The 19,400-nt window shown below is 43.7% G+C and carries 17 protein-coding genes; 6 read left to right on the top strand and 11 right to left on the bottom strand.

The window, feature by feature from the left end; all coding sequences use genetic code 11:
* The first annotated feature begins 4 nt into the window (after positions 1 to 4).
* The 3 genes from odhB (at position 5) to TAO_RS08570 (ending at position 2,070) form a co-directional block, all read left to right on the top strand.
* Positions 5 to 1,270, top strand: coding sequence for a 2-oxoglutarate dehydrogenase complex dihydrolipoyllysine-residue succinyltransferase (gene odhB / locus TAO_RS08580; protein ID WP_096527514.1), 1,266 nt, complete (start codon positions 5 to 7; stop codon positions 1,268 to 1,270).
* 101 nt (positions 1,271 to 1,371) lie between these two features.
* On the top strand, positions 1,372 to 1,728 hold the full coding sequence (locus tag TAO_RS08575) for a hypothetical protein (protein WP_145955158.1): 357 nt from the start codon (positions 1,372 to 1,374) through the stop codon (positions 1,726 to 1,728).
* Between the two features lie 24 nt (positions 1,729 to 1,752).
* Positions 1,753 to 2,070 carry a DUF4145 domain-containing protein gene (locus TAO_RS08570; protein ID WP_096527512.1) on the top strand — a complete coding sequence of 106 codons (318 nt, stop codon included), beginning with the start codon at positions 1,753 to 1,755 and terminating at the stop codon, positions 2,068 to 2,070.
* A gap of 110 nt (positions 2,071 to 2,180) precedes the next feature.
* Here the strand turns inward: TAO_RS08570 and TAO_RS08565 are convergent, their stop codons facing one another.
* Positions 2,181 to 3,500 (bottom strand): hemolysin family protein, encoded by a 1,320-nt coding sequence (locus tag TAO_RS08565; protein WP_096527511.1) that lies wholly within the window; start codon positions 3,498 to 3,500, stop codon positions 2,181 to 2,183.
* A 3-nt stretch (positions 3,501 to 3,503) separates the two neighbouring features.
* Complete coding sequence (locus tag TAO_RS08560) at positions 3,504 to 4,838, bottom strand: hemolysin family protein (RefSeq protein ID WP_096527510.1); 1,335 nt, start codon at positions 4,836 to 4,838, stop codon at positions 3,504 to 3,506.
* 220 nt (positions 4,839 to 5,058) lie between these two features.
* Between TAO_RS08560 and TAO_RS08555 the strand changes: the two genes are divergently transcribed.
* Both TAO_RS08555 and TAO_RS08550 read left to right on the top strand, forming a co-directional pair.
* On the top strand, positions 5,059 to 5,649 hold the full coding sequence (locus tag TAO_RS08555; RefSeq protein ID WP_096527509.1) for a hypothetical protein: 591 nt from the start codon (positions 5,059 to 5,061) through the stop codon (positions 5,647 to 5,649).
* A gap of 209 nt (positions 5,650 to 5,858) precedes the next feature.
* Positions 5,859 to 6,299 (top strand): glycine zipper family protein, encoded by a 441-nt coding sequence (locus TAO_RS08550; RefSeq protein ID WP_096527508.1) that lies wholly within the window; start codon positions 5,859 to 5,861, stop codon positions 6,297 to 6,299.
* 33 nt (positions 6,300 to 6,332) lie between these two features.
* On the opposite strand, the gene TAO_RS08545 is transcribed toward TAO_RS08550, so the two are convergent.
* The 5 genes from TAO_RS08545 to TAO_RS08525 all read right to left on the bottom strand — a co-directional run bounded on the left by TAO_RS08545 (position 6,333) and on the right by TAO_RS08525 (position 12,160).
* The gene (locus TAO_RS08545) at positions 6,333 to 6,575 is read right to left on the bottom strand and encodes a DUF2249 domain-containing protein (RefSeq protein WP_096527507.1); all 243 of its coding nucleotides are present in this window, start codon (positions 6,573 to 6,575) and stop codon (positions 6,333 to 6,335) included.
* A gap of 335 nt (positions 6,576 to 6,910) precedes the next feature.
* On the bottom strand, positions 6,911 to 7,684 hold the full coding sequence (locus TAO_RS08540) for a hypothetical protein (RefSeq protein ID WP_231910640.1): 774 nt from the start codon (positions 7,682 to 7,684) through the stop codon (positions 6,911 to 6,913).
* A 418-nt stretch (positions 7,685 to 8,102) separates the two neighbouring features.
* Complete coding sequence (locus tag TAO_RS08535; RefSeq protein ID WP_096527506.1) at positions 8,103 to 10,025, bottom strand: potassium transporter Kup; 1,923 nt, start codon at positions 10,023 to 10,025, stop codon at positions 8,103 to 8,105.
* Positions 10,026 to 10,240: 215 nt separating this feature from the next.
* The gene (gene ssb / locus TAO_RS08530) at positions 10,241 to 10,726 is read right to left on the bottom strand and encodes a single-stranded DNA-binding protein (RefSeq protein ID WP_096527505.1); all 486 of its coding nucleotides are present in this window, start codon (positions 10,724 to 10,726) and stop codon (positions 10,241 to 10,243) included.
* Between the two features lie 33 nt (positions 10,727 to 10,759).
* Positions 10,760 to 12,160 carry an MFS transporter gene (locus TAO_RS08525; RefSeq protein WP_096527504.1) on the bottom strand — a complete coding sequence of 467 codons (1,401 nt, stop codon included), beginning with the start codon at positions 12,158 to 12,160 and terminating at the stop codon, positions 10,760 to 10,762.
* A gap of 79 nt (positions 12,161 to 12,239) precedes the next feature.
* On the opposite strand from TAO_RS08525, the gene uvrA reads away from it, so the two are divergent.
* The gene (gene uvrA / locus TAO_RS08520) at positions 12,240 to 15,065 is read left to right on the top strand and encodes an excinuclease ABC subunit UvrA (protein ID WP_096527503.1); all 2,826 of its coding nucleotides are present in this window, start codon (positions 12,240 to 12,242) and stop codon (positions 15,063 to 15,065) included.
* A 160-nt stretch (positions 15,066 to 15,225) separates the two neighbouring features.
* On the opposite strand, the gene TAO_RS08515 is transcribed toward uvrA, so the two are convergent.
* The 4 genes from TAO_RS08515 to rsmB form a co-directional block, all read right to left on the bottom strand.
* Positions 15,226 to 16,032: an abortive infection family protein gene (locus TAO_RS08515; protein ID WP_231910639.1), complete on the bottom strand. Its 807-nt coding sequence runs from the start codon at positions 16,030 to 16,032 to the stop codon at positions 15,226 to 15,228.
* 116 nt (positions 16,033 to 16,148) lie between these two features.
* A complete protein-coding gene (locus TAO_RS08510; protein WP_096527501.1) occupies positions 16,149 to 16,364 on the bottom strand; it encodes a hypothetical protein in 216 nt (71 codons plus the stop codon).
* A gap of 180 nt (positions 16,365 to 16,544) precedes the next feature.
* The gene (gene trkA, locus TAO_RS08505) at positions 16,545 to 17,921 is read right to left on the bottom strand and encodes a Trk system potassium transporter TrkA (RefSeq protein ID WP_096527500.1); all 1,377 of its coding nucleotides are present in this window, start codon (positions 17,919 to 17,921) and stop codon (positions 16,545 to 16,547) included.
* A 158-nt stretch (positions 17,922 to 18,079) separates the two neighbouring features.
* Positions 18,080 to 19,396, bottom strand: coding sequence for a 16S rRNA (cytosine(967)-C(5))-methyltransferase RsmB (gene rsmB, locus TAO_RS08500; RefSeq protein ID WP_096527499.1), 1,317 nt, complete (start codon positions 19,394 to 19,396; stop codon positions 18,080 to 18,082).
* Positions 19,397 to 19,400: the final 4 nt, after the last annotated feature.

Genomic DNA, 19,400 nt, shown 5'->3' with positions numbered 1-19,400 from the left:
GATTATGGGAATAGAGGTGCGGGTGCCTAGGTTACCAGAGTCGGTTACGGAAGCTGAGGTAGGTAATTGGTATAAAAAACCTGGCGATCAGGTACGACAAGATGAGCCTTTATTAGATCTTGAGACTGATAAGGTAGTGCTTGAGGTTCCCTCTCCAAGTGATGGTATCTTACAGGAAATACGAAAGGAAAAAGGAGCCACCGTAAATAGTGAAGAGGTGCTGGGTATTGTTGAGGTAGCTCAGGGAGGAGCTTTTACTGAGGAAGAAGGCAGGAGTCGTAAAATTACGAGACAAAATGAAGGAGCAGAACTTATCCGAGAATCTGCCCAGGATATAGCAGAATCAGGTCACATTAACGAAGTTGAAGGTGAGAAAATGCCTCTTTCTGGTCCTTCTGTTCGCCGTTTAATTAAAGAATATCAGCTCGATCCGGGAAAGATTACGGCAACAGGTAAGGAGGGTCGTTTGACTCAAAATGATGTCATACAGTTTCTGCAATCGGAGAAAACAGTTACTGTACAGAAACCACCTTTAGAAGTAGTGGCAACCGTAGCTTCCAAAGGAGAGGAGCCTAATATTCGACAAGAGCCTATGAGTCGATTACGGCAGCGGATTGCTGAGCGAGTACTTCAATCGCAACAAAGTACTGCTACCTTGACGACTTTTAACGAAGTGAATATGCAGGAAGTGATGAATCTACGCCATCGCTATCGTGATGCTTTTGAAAAGCGCTATGGAGTACGATTAGGTCTGATGTCATTTTTTATTAAAGCGTGTATTGAAGCTTTTAAACGTTATCCTGTGATTAATGCTGCTATTGAAGACAATAATATTTTGTATTATCAGTATTATCACATTGGGATTGCAGTGGCTACGCCCCGAGGGTTAGTAGTCCCTATATTACGTGATGCGGATCAATTCAGTTTCGCTGAGATCGAAACTAAGATTATTGATTTTGCCCAACGAGCCCGTAATAATCAACTGACTCTGGAAGAGTTAACTGGAGGTACTTTTACCATTACTAATGGTGGAGTGTTTGGTTCTCTACTATCCACCCCCATACTCAATCCACCTCAGAGCGCTATTTTAGGGATGCATAAGGTTGAAGATCGGCCAGTGGCAGAAAATGGTGAGGTTAAAATCCGGCCAATGACCTATGTAGCGCTTTCCTATGATCATCGTCTTATTGATGGTAAAGAGGCCGTTCAATTTTTAGTAGCTGTTAAAGAAGCCCTAGAAGATCCCGTACGGTTATTACTTGGAGTCTAGGTCAATTATTGTTATTGCTAGGATTTATACAAGGCTACAGGTCTGCTATTGCGGGTAGTGCGGGTAGCTAAACTCAGACGTTATGATTCATGGAAACTGCAGTGGCAAAAATAAAGCAAATATATTGCAATACCTGTAAAGGTGAAACTAACCATGAGATTAAAGCCTCTCATAATAAGGAATATTATGAGGTGGATCACCTAGATTACGTTGTTCCCGGTGGATATTATGCATTGACAGAGTACTACTTTCTAGTTTGCCGAGGATGTGATACTGCTACCCTAGATGAAAAGTGGGCTAGCGCAGGTATGACTGACGACAATGGTGGCGATTTTTATAGTTACTGTTACTATCCAAAGAGAAAGAGAAAGGATTTTCGTGAACGGGAAGCAAAACATTTTTGTCATGTAGATGAAAAGTTAATTAAAACCTATAAAGAAATAATAACTGCGTTTTAGCAAGAGTTTGATATTATTACGGCTATGGGTGTAAGAGCTTTATTAGAAGGGATATGCGTTCTTGAAGGTATTGACGATAAAAAGGCGCGGTGGCTTGCAGAAAAGATTGGCCATTTGAGTGACGTGTCTAAGATATCGATTAATATAATTGAAAGGTTAAAAAGGATAACATTTATAGGCAACGGTGCTGCCCATGGTCTCACCCCGCCTGATAAGCTTGAGCTTAGCCTATCCATCGATTTTCTGGAGGCTCTCATGATGTATATGTATGAGGGAAAATTGGATCTTGAATGTAAGGCTAAGTTGCTGAAAGCGACTCATAACCGAGTAACTAATTATTAAGCTGCCCTAATTTTTGGGTGTCATTCGTCATCTTTTTTGTATCTGTAGCAACGGGGGAAATTTTGGCTTGATAATCATTCAAGGCAAGTGCTTTTCTTAGGATAAATCATCTATTCTAGGCTTTTTTCCGATAGCTCAGGTGTGAGTACGCACCATTGAATTCCGTGACCTTCTAAAGCTGCCACCTTGATATGGATACCTTTATAGGTAATAGTATCACCTACAGTAGGCTCATGATTAAGTAAGTGAAGCACTAACCCCCCTAGAGTGTCTACCTCTTCATGGGAAAGCTTAGTGTTTAGGCCAAGCTTCTCGCTAACCTCATCAAGTCGCCATACCCCTGGTACGTGTATACCGCCTTGATCGTCTATAAAAGGAGTCAGTGGATCGTTAATCTCTTCTTCAATGCTACCTACAATTTCTTCACAAAGATCCTCAATCGTGACGATACCAGCGGTTCCGCCGTACTCATCAATGATAACGACTATGTGAGTATGGGCGCGGCGCATTGCAGCCAATACACTATCTACAGTGGCTGTCTCAGGAACAAATGAAAGTGGTCTAGTATCTTCTTGTCGTACATAGCAGTTTGCAGCTAAGAGGCGCAGCACATCCTTAATATGGATGAAGCCAACAATTTGATCTAAGGTGCTATCGAATACTGGATAACGAGTATAGTGGGCTTGATTAATGATAGTGGTTAATTTTTCAGGAGTTGCTCCGATAGGGATACCGGTGACATGAACTCTGGGGGTCATGACTTCTTCAGCGGTTCGCTCCCTAAACTCCAATAGCTCACGTAACATTTGTCCAGCCTCAGAGTTAAGTACGCCTTTCTCCTCGCTTTCTTCTACAATGAATTGTAATTCTTCAGCAGTGTAGTAATGGCTGCTAGAGAGTTGGCGCTTGATACCTATGAACTGCAAAATAGCACTACCAATTTTATTAAGGGTAGTAATTAAAGGATAAAAGATCCATTCAACCCAGAGCATCAGACGGATAACCCAGAGGGCAGTGCTTTCAATATGGGTGAGGGCAAGGGATTTAGGTACCATTTCACCTAGAACAATATGAAAATAAGTGAGGATAGTAATGGCAAGTAGGCTAGCTAGTGTATGAGTGGCGATCCAGCGAGATGTCCCTAACCCATCTAACCAGCCAAAGAGTCCTTGAGCAAGTGTATGCTCACCGTACATACCTAACCCTAGACTGGCTAAGGTGATACCAAGCTGAGCAGTGGCAATGTAGCGATCTTGTCGTACTGGATCCCGTAAAATAGCTTGCACTAAGCTTGCGCTGGATTTGCCAGCTATTACTCCGCGCTCAATACTGGCCCTTGGAACTATAATAATTGCAAACTCTGCTGCTACGAAAACTCCGTTTAAAATGACGAGTAAGGCCATGATAATGGTTGGTATTAACCACTCCATGAATTAAACCTCATTTTTTTCTTCTACAGGAGTGGTTTTTGGCAGTAAATGAGCGTCTACCAAAATAGAATGGATAACTGGTCCATCTAATTTTTCAATCTCCACTTCTAAGCCATCAATAATGATTCGTTCACCTTGGCTTGGGATTCGTTGTAAAACGGATATAATATGGCCTGCTACGGTATTAGATTGGCTATGCCAAGCCATCCCTACCCAAAGTACCATTTCTTCTGTACGCAGTAACCCAGGTAGCCGAACTCGCCCATCAGCAAGGTACTCTGGTTGTGCCCGTTTTGTTTTGGACTCCTCGGTTGTACCCTCGGTTAAGGTGATGAGGATGTCATCTAGGGTTACTAAACCTTGCATTACGCCATATTCATCCACAACAATGAGTTTACGAGAGCGTTGCTGTCGCATAATGGTAAGCAGGCGATCGCCTGTTATTTTGTCAAGTACATTAACGGTTAGGCGCATTACTTCGCGGACTGCGGGTAGTATTTTGTATCTAGAAAAATGAGAAGCAATGTCTTTAATGTGGATAATGCCAATAATATTATCAGAGGATTCACTATAGACAGGTAAGCTAGAGAAAGGTGACTCTATAGCTAACTGAAATAACTGCTGAGGTGAGGTTTTTACATCTACAGCAGCAACAAAGCGACGAGGTACCATAAGCTGCCTTGCAGTACGTTTATTTAGTGATAGCGCTTGATATAAACGTTGCTGCTCATGTAGTTTAAGCAATCCGGCTTCTCGGCTTTCAGCGATTAGCATGCCGATCTCCCATGGAGAGTAGACGTGCTGGTGCTGTGAGCGCTTAATTCCAAGTGATCGAAGCAGGATGACTCCGCTGCCATTAAGGAAAGCAATAAAAACACTATAGCATTTTAAGGACCAGCGCATTGGTAGATAAGTGTAGAGGGCAAATTGGATCGGGTATTGAAGCGCTAATGATTTAGGTATCAACTCACCAAATACTACTTGTAGCCCAGTCAGTAATATCAATACTACCACCACTGCTGCTGATTGAGCGGCCAATGGCTCTATATTGAGTATTTTTTCAAGCAGGAATGCTAGGTTCTGCCCTAGGGTAGCTTGCCCATAAGCGCCTAGGATTAGGCTTGATAATGTAATTCCAATTTGGCTAGCTGCAATGTACTGATCTAGGTGTGTTGGATCTTCAACTATAGGTAGTAGCTCCTTTGCGAGCCAGTGGCCGTTTTCAGCAAGACCTAAAAGTTGGCTACGGCGTATCCCTATGGCAGCAAACTCTGCAGCAACGTATAGAGAATTAACTGCAATAAGCAAGAAGAGTATAGCAAAAGCAGTTATGTTCATTTGGCAGCTTGTTGTTTGCTAACCATCCTTATTTTATAGTGAAATATTATTGAAGGTTGCTTATTTTCTGTAAATAAAAAATAAATTTGATTCATAAACCTTAATATAGCTAACTGTATCTAAGCCAGTTATTATGACACGTGCTTTGAGCTAAGCGGCAGAAGTGTACAAAATCTCTTAGGCTGAAAATCTTATACTCTCTAAAAAATTATAGAAATTTATGAAAATTCTCAAGAAATATCTATCTTTAGGAATACAGTTTGTTGTTTTTATGGGATTAACTATGGTTACTGTACCCATCCATGCTGAGTCCACTCATTCTTCTCAATCGCTAACTGCTGATCAGATGAAAGAACTTAAGAAGTTACAGGTGGAAATGTATGCAATTGAGCTACAGCTAGATGAGATTCGGCAAAAAGCCTTACAGGCCAGCCCTGATTTGAAGATTCAGCAGGATAAGTATCAATCTTTGCTATTAAAGACGATGAAAGAGCAAGGAAATAACCCTGATCCTGTGTTAGCGCGTATGCACCAAATTGAAAAAGAGCTGAAAAATAAAGATTTAAGCAAGGATAAGCATAAACACCTTGTTGCTGAGTACCAACAGAAAACTATAGAGCTTCAGCGAGCAAGCTACGATGCTGTGCAAATTAAGCAAGTTCATAAAGCAGCTGAAGATCTTTCTAAGGCTACCGTTACTGCTATGAGTAAGCAAGAGGCTAAGACTGAAGAGTTATTGCACAAAATGGATCAGCTTCGCCAACAGATGCAGCAACTGGCCGGAGATAAAATAAAAAGTAGTAAAAAATAATAGTTTTGTCCTCCTATTAAAACCCAGTGAATTACTAATAATTAAACTTTTGATTAATTGGGAACGTAGAGCAATCAAGTTGAATTTTAATCAACATCAATAGCCAATAAACTGGGCAGAGCGAGATTTATCTTATCTGTTTCCCTATCTATGGGAATAATGAGAAGTGAGTCTTTCCTCCACTAAAAGAGCGCTAAATTATAGATAACATGAATGTTCTAATAAAGGTAGTTACTTTACTATGTTCTTTAATGATGGCCTTAGTGATAATTGGTTGCTCAGGAGCACGGCCGATTTTATATCCTAATGCCCACCTTAAGGAGGTCGGTCAGAGTACTGTTGAGCGGGATATTGCTGAGTGTCAGGCGATGGCAAAAGCAGCTGGAGCTACGCCAAAAGATAGCCGAGCTATAGAGGCAGTAAAGCGCTCGGTGACGAATGCGGGAATAGGCGCAGCATCCGGTGCTATTGGAGGTGCGGTTGTTGGATCTGCGGGTGTAGGTGCAGCCATTGGCGCGGTTGGAAGCGCTGCGATGTCTGGGTTACAAGAATTGGTATCTGGCTCCTCAAAGCAGCCTAATCAAGTTTATATTAACTTTGTTAATAGATGCTTAAAAGAGCGTGGATACGAACCCGTCGGCTGGGAGTAGCAAGCCACTATGCAAGTTAGTTTTTATGAAGCTCTAGCTTGTTTTACTAATCTGTACTTGCCATATACTTGGTCCATTTTCCAGATATTGCCAGTCAAAATTTTTTCCTCGACTGTGTTGGAGTTGATAATAAAGCGGTTTAGGATCATGATCATTAATAAGAAGTAAGGACTCCCCTAATTCAAGATCATCAAAGGTACGAAAGATTAAGGGGTGGCGCTCTTGCGGTGGAATACTGCGGACATCAATAGTTGCCTTGGAGGTATGCTGGCCCATGGCTTCTCTCCGAAAAGTAGGATTGTTAAATAATCTATTTATGTATTTTTAACATATCTTAGATTGGTAATCAAATACAACGATTTTGAGAAAATTAAGATGAAGATTTATTCTCTCTACTCTAACTATATTAGTAGATATTTCTAGGATAGGTTAGGTTGAAAATTATTTGGAGTGATTAGTATTAAATAAATAACGGTTTAATCAGATAACTATAGCGTTGGGATTCTTTAATATTGCTATTTATGACAGCACCACAGGCCCTAATGCGGGGATATAGTCCTGTTGTAGATAGGAAATAAAAGTAGACAGGGAACAATCTCTGGATAAAAATATTACTTCCGCCAAGTAGCTTGTATCCAATTAAAGCCTATTATAATGTTAGGAGCAAACCTTAAGGCGACCGCGTCAACTAAACAGTACCAAGCTGCAACGCCACTCGGTGGATTTCCTTGAGTAAGCTGTAGTATTGGCTCATAAGATACCCAGCGCCAAGTACCATGGGAAACACCTATTAACTCTAGCCACGTGGTGACAAAAAAAGCCCCTAGATAGACTCCCGGTGAGCGGCCAAAGTAAACAGAAAAGATAAAAATCACAAATAATAAGGCACCTAGTATATCTTCTTGCGTTGCACCCGTAAGCCCCCAGATTGACCACCCACCACCTGCCATTAAAACTATATTTCTGATTATTTTAAGGTTCAATCTGAAAAGACTAGAGCGAGCAAGAGCCACGGCAGTTAAATATACTAAACCATGCCCTGGAGGTACGTAAGCGGGTACATTGTGAAATCGGTAAATATAGCCTTCCATATAGACAGAAGCAAAATGCTCTCCTATTGTGGCAAATGCGACTGCTATCAGCACTTGGCTGCGAACTAAATTACTCTCTCCTCGCAGAAACCCCAATAAAAATATCCAAGCAAGAATGCCTAAAATATTTTGAAAAGCTAACGTAGAATTGGCATCTAAATGTAAATTGGCAGCAATAGAAATAAAGACTACTAACGTAATTGTATAATTACGAAGATCGCTCACTTGATCAGGGGTTTTTGTAAATACCTCAGTACGAGCAATTTTTTCTCCTTCCACTACTATCCTCCGCATCGTTATTACTTGGGTGATTTTTAATTACTACAGATATTGTATTGTATGGAATGAAAATTTGAGGAGCAAATTTTAAAAAAATAAGTTTTTATTGTAGTGCTTAAGGATTATTTAATAGTTTTCTTAAGGGTAGTGAACTAACTTAGTTTTTCTGTTATAGGATGAACTTTCCATCTAGGACTACCACAAGGAGCGCGAGAAAGTAAGGCCTGTAGAGGGACATAACAGCTCGACGATGATAGCTGGGCAAGGCAAAGCAGCCATAGAAACTCTGAGGAAGCAGAAAAAACGTAGTAAGCTACGGAGCCAAGTCAGTGAATGCAAATATACCGATAATTGAGACGTGTAAGCAGTCAACTCCGATTATAAAAAATATTTTGATCTTAATTACCTGAGTAGATCGGGGTATTCAGCAAGATCAGATTTCCAACAATTGACCTAGTGCAATAACCTGCCGGCTAGGGATATGAAAATATTCCGCCACCGGTGGTGTATTGCGTATAAGAAAAGCAAAGAGCCGCTCGCGCCATAGCATCATACCAAAGTACCGTTTGCCCAGAACAAGCTCTACCCACAGAAAAAACGTTATGTCGGTAGTATCAAAGCCTGACAACGAAAGTGCAGTACATTGTGCTAACGCAGCTGGCATGTTAGGCACTTGTCTGAAACCAAAGCGTAGCGTAACAGCAGCAAACCCTGCGCCTAAGTCGTGCCATTGCACCTGCTTTTGTATATCTACATAGGGTACTTCTAATGTTTCGACGTGGACAATGAGATTGTGTTCGTGCAGCGCGTAAAAATGTTCATACACGAGCCACAGTGCTGGTGGTATAGTCACTGTATTAGTTGCAAGGAATACGGCAGTTCCCGGCTGTCGGCGTAGCGGCCTTGCAGTAACTTGGGCTATGAAAGAGGCCAGCTCAGGTGTCGTGTTTTGTGTTTGCTCCAAAAGCATCGTGTGCCCGCGGTGCCAGGTGGTCATCACAACAAAGATCAGTAGTCCTAGTACTAGCGAAAACCATCCACCATGGTCGATTTTGAGCAGATTAGCGCTGAAAAAAGCACCATCAATCAGCAATAATAGCGTACCAATAGTGATGACGGCTGGCCACTTCCAGCGCCACAAATGTAACGCAACGACGAGCAGTAACAAAGTGGTAGCGGTCATGGTTCCGGTAACGGCAATGCCATATGCTGCACCCAAGTTCTCAGATGAGCGAAAACCCAAAACAGCAGCTATTACCAACACTAGCAACGCACCATTGATCCAAGGAACAAATACTTGGCCTGCTATCCGATCTGAAGTGTGTACTACCCGCATCGTTGGTAAGTAACCTAAACGTAAAGCACTGCGCGTCATAGAATAGGTACCTGAGATCACTGCTTGCGAGGCGATCACGGTCGCCATGGCAGCAAGTATGATTGTAGGTGCTAATAGTGCATGTGGTACGAGACGGTAAAACGGGTTACCACCTGCACTGGGTTCCTGCAATAGTAGTGCACCTTGGCCGAAATAATTAATCAGCAACGCTGGAAAAACAAAAGTCAACCATGCCATACGAATCGGTCGCCTACCAAAGTGACCCATGTCAGCATATAATGCCTCGGTGCCTGTAAGCGCTAATACTACACCCCCCAAAGCGACAAACGCAGCTGCACCGTGTGCCGCAAAAAACCGTACGGCGTACAGTGGATTAAGCGCCAGCAAAATCTCTGGTACGCGTATGATCTGTACAGCACCAAGTGTAGCGATGGTAATAAACCAAATACACATGATAGGTCCAAATAGAGCACCAATACGTTCGGTGCCAAATTTTTGCAGCGTAAATAGCAGCAGCAAAATGGCCATGCTAATGGGCAGTACCCACGATTTAAGCGTGGCATCAACCATTTGGATGCCTTCAACTGCCGATAACACCGAGATAGCAGGCGTGATCACGCTATCGCCATAAAATAAAGCGACGCCAAAAATACTGAGCAGGGTAATGGCTGTACGCCAACGACTCGTGCTGCCCACTGCACGTCCAGCCAGCGCAAGCAGCTCCATAATACCACCTTCACCCTCGTTATCAGCGCGCATTACCAGCGTAATATACTTGATGCATATAACTAATACTTGTGCCCAAAACACCAGTGAAAGTACGCCTAGAACGGTAGCGCGTGTCACACCTAGACTATAAGCGGGGCTGAATATTTCTTGTAAGGTATAGAGCGGGCTAGTACCTAGATCGCCAAAAACCACACCAATAGCGCCTAGCCACAGTGTGTGCAGTGGCACCTGATCTTCTACTCTGCTGTCGACAGCAAACGATGTCGTCTGATTAGGTCGATCAGTTTTCATCGCTTGAAATTCTCATGAGGGTGGTGTTGTAGCTTTTTTCTGCGATTACAGTACAGCCGGCTTGCAGCGGTATTGAGTTTAATCTCAGCTGAGGAGCTTGTAGCTATCAGAAAACAGATGAGAAACCACCACGCTTCTAAGTATAATGTCTATGGTTTTTCGCTAGAATACAGTATTTATTGGGGCTCTATTTACAAGAAAACTACTACTATATTTTAAAATGGTATATCATCCTCAAAATCATCATTATGGGTTGAAGGTGATGGAGATGATGGGCGTGATGAGGGGTTAGAAGGACTTGGACTAGATTCGGATCTTTGGATCAGTTCATTATTATCATTATAAGGAACACTACCGCCCGCAGCTCGATCTAGCATCTGCATGTCGCTAGCAATAATCTCAGTAGTATAGCGATCTTGGCCATCTTGGCCCTGCCACTTACGGGTTTGTAAGCGACCTTCTACATAAATCTTTGCTCCTTTTTTAAGAAACTCACCGGCAATTTCCCCTAAACGACCAAAGAACACTACTCGATGCCATTCCGTACGTTCTTGCGGCTCACCGGTGGTTTTATCTTTCCAAGTTTCTGAAGTAGCAAGGGTGATGTTAGCAATGGCTCCGCCGCTTGGCGGGTAGCGGATTTCTGGATCGCGTCCTAGGTTACCGATTAAAATGACTTTATTGACACCTTTTGTTGCCACAATGGATTCCCCTGCTAGGATTTACTTAGAAAATTAGCCTGTTTTATTCGCGCTTAGTTGATCTAATGCTGTCTGATCTAGCTGTTCATCATCTACTTTCAAGTAGGCAACCCCCTCCTCAGCTACCACAACTGCATCTGCAACCCCAGCAATCTCAGTAAGACGTTTAGCTAAATGCTGAGCTTCTTCAGGATCGATTTTTCCAACAGCAAGAATATGGCTGCGTAAGTATTGAGGAGGCTTCATGGTGGCAGCAAAATACAGCCATACCCCTACGATACCAGCGCAGAAGGTAAAAGCTCCTGTAAAGCTGAAGTGACCATACACAGCGCCTCCAGACCATCCCCCCACAAAAGCGCCTAAAAATTGGCAAGTAGAGTAAACTCCCATAGCAGTGCCTTTGCTACCTGCTGGGCTTTGTTTGGAGACCAAAGAAGGTAAGGTGGCTTCTAACAAATTAAAAGCGCTAAAAAATAACCATAAGGCGATAACAGTGGCGGTGAGGGAGGCATGAAAATAAATCCAGGTAATCTCTGCTAGGCCAAGGGTGATAACTGCGCCAATAAAAACCTCTTTCATGTGGTGCTTTTTTTCCGCCAAGATGATAAACGGCACCATGGTGAGAATTGAAACGATGAGCACTGGCAGGTAAATATAACCGTGATATACCGGATCAAGACCGCTTTCATCTCGCAAGCTAATAGGTAGAACCACAAATGTGGCGGTGAGCAGGACATGCAGCATAAAAATACCTAAAGCTAGCCGCATAATCTGAGAATCTCCTAGAATTCGGAGAAACTGCTTGGGAGTAGGCTCTACATCCAAATGGTGGCGAGGAATAGTGACCTGAGGAACGCCTAAGTGAAGCACCGCAATCGCTAGCATTGCTAAGACGGCGGTCATCCAGAATAGGCCGGGTACCCCAATCCAACGATTAAGCACTGGCCCTACTCCTAAAGCAATTGCAAAGGATGCTCCAATAGAAAGCCCTATTAAGGCCATGGCTTTAGTCCGTTGTTCCTCTCGGGTGAGATCCGCTACTAGTGCCATGATTGCTGCTGCAATCGCTCCACTGCCCTGTAAAGCTCGACCGATAATCACGCCAGTAATAGTATTAGCCATGGCGGCTACTACACTGCCTAGGGCAAATAAAATAAGTCCAGCGGTAATGATTGGTTTACGCCCAATACGATCGGAAAGCAGACCAAAAGGAATCTGAAGTAAGGCTTGAGTAATACCATAGGCACCTAGCGCTAGACCGATTAATGCGGGTGTAGCGCCTTGAAGGTCATGAGCATAAAGAGAGAAAACAGGTAAAATTAAAAATAGCCCTAGCATGCGCAGGGAGTAGATTCCTATTAAAGATAAGATACTGCGCCGCTCTAACGGTGTCATCCCAAAAGTAAATTGGCGTTTTGACTTATCAGATTTCATTGTTCCCCATCCTGATATAGCTGCTGTATTTATTAAGCCGTGTATATTAGCAAGATATAGAGATTATAGGCTAAAAATTGTGGATTATATTTATATTCGAGGTGCCCGTACCCATAATTTGAAAGGAATTGATCTAGATTTACCTAGGAATCAGTTAGTAGTGATTACCGGCGTATCTGGTTCAGGAAAATCATCTTTAGCCTTTGACACGCTTTACGCCGAGGGGCAACGTCGCTATCTAGAATCGCTACCTACCTATGCTCGCCAATTTCTCTCAATTATGGAAGCGCCTGATGTAGATCATATTGGAGGGCTGTCTCCAGCCATAGCTATTGAGCAGAAATCTAACTTTCACAACCCTCGTTCAACTGTGGGTACTATTACCGAAATTTATGATTATTTACGGTTATTGTATGCCCGTGTAGGTGAGCCTCGTTGTCCTGAGCATAGAACGGTACTGAAATCTCAAACTATAAGCCAGATGGTGGATCAGGTTTTAAGCCTCCCTTTAGAGAGGCGGTATATGTTACTAGCACCGCTGAGAAAAGAGTATGAGAGGGAATATCTAGAGGTATTAGACAATCTTGCACAGCAGGGTTTTATCCGCGTTCGGGTTAATGGTGAGGTGATAGAGTTAGGTCAAGCTTTAAAACTCAGGCTAGATAAAAAACCTACTATTGAGGTGGTGGTGGATCGATTTAGGATTCGGCCTGATATTCGATTGCGGTTAACAGAATCCTTTGAAAGTGCGTTACAGCTAGCGGGCGGTTTAGCGCGGATAGTTTCTCTGGATGATCTTGATCAGAAAGAGTGGGAATTTTCTGCTAACTTTGCTTGCCCTATTTGTAGCTATACCTTAAGCGATTTGGATCCTGCTTTTTTTTCCTTCAATAATCCAAAAGGGGCTTGCTCAAGCTGCAATGGGTTGGGGGTGAAACAGTCTTTTAATCTTGAAAAGGTAGTGCTTCATCCTGAATTAAGCTTAGCCACTGGGGCTATACGTGGCTGGGATCAGCGCAATAGCGATTACTACCGCTTAATCCTGTCCTTGGCGCAACATTATGGTTTTAGTGTAGAAACGCCTTTTCAGGATTTACCTACCGCTATACGCCAAACCGTACTTTATGGCAGTGGCCAAGAGGAGATTAGTTTTCAGTATCGTAATAGCGCAGACAAAGAAGTTATTCGCGGTCATCCCTTTGAAGGCATATTGCCTAATATGGAGCGTCGTTACCGAGAAGCTCAATCGCCTGAGATACAAGCGCAATTATCTGCCTATCTAGCTGTAGGCGTATGCCCTGATTGTCAAGGTGCTCGTCTGAGTTTAAAAGCTCGCCATGTATTTGTAGCTAACTATAGTCTTCCTATGATCACGGCTTTACCCGTGGGGCAGACATTAGCATTGTTTTCTCAGCTACATTTACCGGGGCAGCGGGGTAGGATTGCTGCCAAAATAATTAAAGAGATTCAAGCTCGATTAACGTTTTTGAATAACGTAGGGTTAGAGTATTTAACTTTGGATCGATCAGTGGAAACCCTTTCAGGCGGCGAAGCTCAGCGGATTCGCCTTGCTAGCCAATTAGGTGCGGGTTTGGTAGGGGTAATGTATGTCTTAGATGAGCCTTCCATTGGCCTACATCCACGAGATAATCAACGATTATTAAATACCTTGACTTGTCTACGCAATTTAGGCAATACCCTGATTGTAGTAGAGCATGATAAAGCCGCTATCTGTGCAGCTGATTACGTGATTGATGTGGGGCCAGGTGCTGGTATTCATGGAGGGGAGGTTATTGCTCAAGGTACCCCCGCAGAGATTATGGCCAATGCCACCTCTTTAACTGGACAGTATTTAAGCGGTGAAAAAATAATTCCTTTACCCTTACGGCGGGTAACTCCAGATCCTCACCGTCTAATTTCTTTACGAGGGGCACATGGTAATAACTTATATCACTTAGATCTGGATATTCCTTTAGGATTAATGACCTGTGTAACGGGAGTTTCCGGCTCTGGTAAATCAACTTTGGTGAATGAGACTTTATTTCGAGCTGCTGCCCAAATCCTTAATCGGGCTTCAACTAATCCTGCGCCCTATCAAAAAATTACTGGCCTGCAACAATTAGATAAAGTCATTAGCATTGATCAAAGCCCTATTGGTCGTACGCCTCGCTCTAATCCAGCAACCTATACGGGTTTGTTTACCCTTATTCGTGCTTTGCTCTCAGAAACCCCTGAAGCTAGATCTAGAGGTTATGGTCCAGGGCGTTTTAGCTTCAATGTGAAAGGGGGACGTTGTGAATCCTGCCAAGGGGAGGGTCTGGTTAAGGTAGAGATGCGCTTTCTTCCCGATATCTACATCCCTTGCGATACTTGTCAGGGTAAGCAGTACAATCGAGAGACCTTAGAAATCCGCTATAAGGGAAAGAATATTTATGAAATATTAGAGATAACTATTGAAGAGGCTCGAGATTTTTTTATCCATATTCCAACCGCTATAGGTAAGCTCCAAGCTTTATTAGATGTGGGGCTTTCTTACCTTAAATTAGGACAAAATGCGATGACTCTCTCTAGCGGTGAAGCTCAACGGGTTAAATTAGCTCGGGAGCTATCAAAGCGAGGGAGGGGAAGGAATTTGTATATTCTTGATGAGCCGACTACTGGGTTACATTTCCATGATATAGCGCAACTTGTCCAAGTGTTACTAAGACTGCGAGATGAAGGGAATACGATTGTCATCATAGAGCATAATCTTGATGTCATTAAAACTGCTGATTGGATTGTAGATCTAGGGCCAGAAGGCGGCAAAGGCGGGGGAAGAATTATCGCTACGGGTACACCAGAAGAGATAGCGACTGTTCGAGATTCATATACTGGCCATTATTTAGCCCAAATTCTATCAAGATAATGCCTACAGCTGCTTATCCTTAAATAGATCATAAAACCACTGCCGCGCTCGAAAAACTCCGATCAATGCCCGACACTGTCTGTGTAATTTTCGATTAGCCCGATTTTCAGTACGCTGCTGAATAGCATATGGCTTTTACAGTGGACTGCTTAGCAGCTATCTAAAAAGGGATGCTCTCATCCCATGGAAACCGTGCCGCTTGCTGTTCTGCCGCCTTGGCTCGAGCCTTGATCTTCGTCTCCAGCGCCTTGATGAAGCGGATGGATGCCGCGACGTGGTTGAAGATCAGCAGGCTTTCTTCGTAGTTCAGGATCGGGTTGTCGTGTGCGAGGCTTTTGTTGTTGCGCACATCATTGAAGGCTTCGAGCACCGAGATACTGGACTTCAAAATCCGCTCAGTCATGGCCGACTCAAGGTGGCCGCCTTCCCGTAGTGTCTTCACGTACTCGCCGAAGACGCTGTGCAGTGGCTTGTCACGAGTGATCGAGATGCCGTGCGACTCGCACGTCACCCGGATGAATTTGTTAACGAAGGTATGCAGTCGATCCAGCCCGCCCTCGGGCTGGTTCTTCTCGATGGCTTCGCGGACATGCTCCGCAACTACCTCAAAGTCCTTCTCATTTGCGATGGCCGTCAGCGCGTCCAGCTCAGTCACCGGCTGGTCGCTGAGAAGACGCTGGGCAATCTTCCGGCAGTCATTGATCAGCAACGGGTCACTGTCACCGAAACATTGCTCATCGGTCGCATACTTGATCAGCCCATCAATGACGCGCCCCACGACATGATTGCCCTCAACGTCCCAAAAGGTGCGCATCCGCTTGGCTTTGGACGCGCCATCTTCCTCGTACCGCTTAGCATCAATATTGACTCTGCGATCGTAGAAAAAGTTACTGAAGGTGTAGTTTGTGAAATCTAGGACGTAGCCGCTACCCATACCAAACAGATTTTCCAGCTGGCGACGTTCCATTCTGGTTAGATCAGACATCTATTTTCCAGCACAGAAGTCAATAGCTGATCTACCTATCCTCATCTCATCATCGTAAAGCCGCGCTGAGATAGCGCCTTGATATCCGTGGCAAATGTTTATGAATGGGAAATGTCATCACGTAGATCACCGGCGCTGGCAATGAACGGCGCAGCTATCTCCGGGAAGCCCCACAATCGCACCAGTGCGAGAGTTTGTTTCACATCTTGCGGCGGCAGGATGACAACACCATCACGTTCTAGGAACTCGTCGATAATACTTTTCACGTCAGCGATTCCTTGCAGCATAGGAGACTCAGCAATGGCTAGGTTCATCTTTACCTCATTATCTTGTTACAGTTGCCGGTGTGACTACTCTGCTCCGGCATGTTTGTAAATAGTGCTTCTGGACATGCTAGTGTCCGCTCTAACCACCAAGCGCACACTGTCTTACCACAGTCCTGCCACCATGCTTAGATAATAGCTATCTTGATGGATATTAAATAAGCTATTAAGCTACAGGAATGTAAAGCTTACTTGGAATAGGCGCTCTACCTCAGGAATCCGACGCTTATCCACCAAGAATAAAATCACATGATCTTCAGACTGGATGACTGTGTCATGATGTGCCATGAAGACTTCATCACCTCGCACAATAGCACCGATAGCGGTTCCTGAAGGAAGTTTAATCTCATTAATGGCGCGGCCTATTACTTTAGAGGAGGCGGGATCTCCATGGGCAACCGCTTCAAGGGCCTCAGCTGCGCCTCGGCGTAGAGAGTGAGCCGCAACTATGTCCCCTCGGCGGATACGAGTAAGCAGTAGATCAATAGTAGCTTGTTGCGGAGAGACTGCAATATCTATCACTCCACTTTCTACTAGATCCACATAAGCTGCCCGGTTGATCAAGGACATCACTTTACCCGCGCCGAGTCGCTTGGCCAGCATAGCAGAGAGGATATTGATCTCATCATCATTCGTTAGCGCGCAAAAAATATCCGTATCTTCAATATTTTCTTCTAGTAACAGCTCTTCGTTCGCTACATCGCCTAAAAGAACAATGCTTTTGTTGAGATATTCGGAGAGTATTTTTGCCTGCTCAGGGTTAGATTCAATAATTTTGACTTGATAGTTATTTTCCAAGACTTTAGCTAGATGCTGACCAATAGTGCCGCCCCCTCCTAGCATGATTCGTTTATAAGGATTATCTAGGCGGCGTAATTGCCTCATCACTTTTGGTATATCTTTTTGTGCCGCAATAAAGAAAACTTCATCTCCAGCATTAATAATGGTATCCCCTTGAGGGAAGATGGGTTTGTTATGGCGGAAAATTGCAGCCACGCGGGTTTCTACCCCCGGGATATGTTTGGGTAATTCTCGAAGTTGGTGGCCTACTAATAAACCATCATAATAGGCTCTAACGGCTACTAGTTGAACCTTGCCATTGGCAAAGCTGAGTACTTGTAAGGTGCCTGGGTTATCGATTAGACGTTTAATATAGTCAGTGACTAGCTGTTCTGGGCTAATCATCATATCAATAGGAAGAATTTGAGTAGAGGAGAATAACTCCGGGTATGCTAGATAAGCGGGGGAACGGATTCGGGCTACTTTGGTAGGGGTATGAAATAGGCTATAGGCCATCCGACAGGCAATCATATTAGTTTCATCGCTACTGGTAACAGCTATCAGCATATCTGCATCTTCAGCGCCAGCCTGAGCCAGTACATCCGGATGGGATGCAAATCCCTCTACGGTACGAATATCTAAGCGATCTTGAAGGTTTTGCAATAATCTGCCGTTGATATCTACTAACGTAATATCATTAGATTCACTAGCAAGGTTAGCAGCTACTGAAGAGCCCACTTGGCCTGCGCCTAGGATAATAATTTTCATAGAATATATTTATTTACTATGTTACCGGCTTAATGATATTTTGATGGGCTTTTTACGTTTAGTAGTTCATTCAAAACGAATCCCTCTCGATAGCCTATACTTAAGCGGTAAAGGTATAGGTTAATCAATTTAATAGCTAAGATTGGCACGGCCGGATTTTAGTATTTTTCCAGACAAGCATAATAAAACCCGTCTAATTCTTCTGTGCCCGTTAGCAGTTGTCGTCCTACAGCTTGAGGTATCCCCCATGGTACCTGTAGCGGTTGCTCTCTTGCATTGGGATGAGTAGAAAGAAACTCAAGTATTTGCTGCTCATTTTCTGATGGCAATATAGAACAGGTGCAATAAAGTAGTAGGCCGCGTGGGGTAAGTAGCGACCATAAGGCAGATAATAAACGTTTCTGTAGAGTTATTAGCTTGGAAATATCATCTTCTCGTCGTAATACTTTAATATCAGGGTGACGGCGAATAACCCCTGTGCCCGAACAGGGAGCATCCAGCAAGATGCGATCAAAAGATATTCCATCCCACCAAGTTTTAGGATTGGTGGCATCCCCTTGAATTATTTGAGCAGTGAGCTGCAGGCGGTTTAAATTTTCCTTGATTCGTTCTAAACGAGAGGTGTCTATATCTAAAGCAATTAAAGTATCAAGCTGAGGCTCCAATTCAAGGATATGGCTAGTTTTACCGCCAGGGGCAGCGCAGGCATCCAAGATCCGTAACCCTGGTTTTAAAGCTAGTAATGGTACAGCTCGCTGCCCAGATCCGTCTTGGACTGAGATATGGCCTTGAGAAAATCCAGGCAAAGTAGTTACCGAGCAAGGCTGCTCTAGTATTATTCCAGATTCAGTATAGGGTATAGCATGTGCCTTAATATGATTATATTGAAGCGTTTTTAGGTAATCCTCACGATTTTTCTGCAGGCGGTTAATCCGTAGACTCAGCGGCGGATGGTTATTATTCGCCGCGATGATCTGAGGCCAGCTATCGGGCCAATAGTGGCGAATAGCTTCTAAAAGCCACCAAGGATGTGCCGTATTGGCGATATCATGGGTGATAAGCTTAGCTTGCAGCGTAGCTTCATTACGTAAATAGGTACGTAAAGTAGCGTTGATAAGCTTTTTTGCCCATGGTTTCCCTAGATTTTCAGCAGCCGCTACGGTTTCAGATAATGCGGCATGAGCAGGAATACTCATTTCTATCAGCTGATATAGCCCTAGAAGCAATAAGGTATGAATATCCGTATCTCGAGCGCGTAATGGTTTATGTAGCAGCTGTTGAGTTAGATATTCAAGTCGAGGGAACCAGCGCAGAACGCCATAACACAAAGTTTGCACAAACGCTTGATCTCGCTCTGAGAGAGACGTTACTGCTAAGGGCAAAACTGCAGTTAGAGAACGTCCTTGGCTAAAGACTTGAGTTAACACAGCGGCAGCAATGACCCGAGCGCTAAGGGATCTAAGTGTATTGCCCATTTAG

The organism is Candidatus Nitrosoglobus terrae (assembly GCF_002356115.1).
GTDB lineage: Bacteria > Pseudomonadota > Gammaproteobacteria > Nitrosococcales > Nitrosococcaceae > Nitrosoglobus > Nitrosoglobus terrae.
Note: the sequence above shows the minus strand (reverse complement) of the source record. Positions and strands in the feature narration are given on the sequence as shown.

Excerpts from the sequence above, each read along its gene's own strand:
- odhB (WP_096527514.1), top strand. The coding sequence starts at position 5 with ATGGGAATAGAGGTGCGGGTGCCTAGGTTACCAGAGTCGGTTACGGAA.
- TAO_RS08570 (WP_096527512.1), top strand. The coding sequence starts at position 1,753 with ATGGGTGTAAGAGCTTTATTAGAAGGGATATGCGTTCTTGAAGGTATT.
- TAO_RS08565 (WP_096527511.1), bottom strand. The coding sequence starts at position 3,500 with ATGGAGTGGTTAATACCAACCATTATCATGGCCTTACTCGTCATTTTA.
- TAO_RS08560 (WP_096527510.1), bottom strand. The coding sequence starts at position 4,838 with ATGAACATAACTGCTTTTGCTATACTCTTCTTGCTTATTGCAGTTAAT.
- TAO_RS08555 (WP_096527509.1), top strand. The coding sequence starts at position 5,059 with ATGAAAATTCTCAAGAAATATCTATCTTTAGGAATACAGTTTGTTGTT.
- TAO_RS08550 (WP_096527508.1), top strand. The coding sequence starts at position 5,859 with ATGAATGTTCTAATAAAGGTAGTTACTTTACTATGTTCTTTAATGATG.
- TAO_RS08545 (WP_096527507.1), bottom strand. The coding sequence starts at position 6,575 with ATGGGCCAGCATACCTCCAAGGCAACTATTGATGTCCGCAGTATTCCA.
- TAO_RS08540 (WP_231910640.1), bottom strand. The coding sequence starts at position 7,684 with ATGCGGAGGATAGTAGTGGAAGGAGAAAAAATTGCTCGTACTGAGGTA.
- TAO_RS08535 (WP_096527506.1), bottom strand. The coding sequence starts at position 10,025 with ATGAAAACTGATCGACCTAATCAGACGACATCGTTTGCTGTCGACAGC.
- TAO_RS08525 (WP_096527504.1), bottom strand. The coding sequence starts at position 12,160 with ATGAAATCTGATAAGTCAAAACGCCAATTTACTTTTGGGATGACACCG.
- TAO_RS08515 (WP_231910639.1), bottom strand. The coding sequence starts at position 16,032 with ATGGAACGTCGCCAGCTGGAAAATCTGTTTGGTATGGGTAGCGGCTAC.
- TAO_RS08510 (WP_096527501.1), bottom strand. The coding sequence starts at position 16,364 with ATGAACCTAGCCATTGCTGAGTCTCCTATGCTGCAAGGAATCGCTGAC.
- trkA (WP_096527500.1), bottom strand. The coding sequence starts at position 17,921 with ATGAAAATTATTATCCTAGGCGCAGGCCAAGTGGGCTCTTCAGTAGCT.
- rsmB (WP_096527499.1), bottom strand. The coding sequence starts at position 19,396 with ATGGGCAATACACTTAGATCCCTTAGCGCTCGGGTCATTGCTGCCGCT.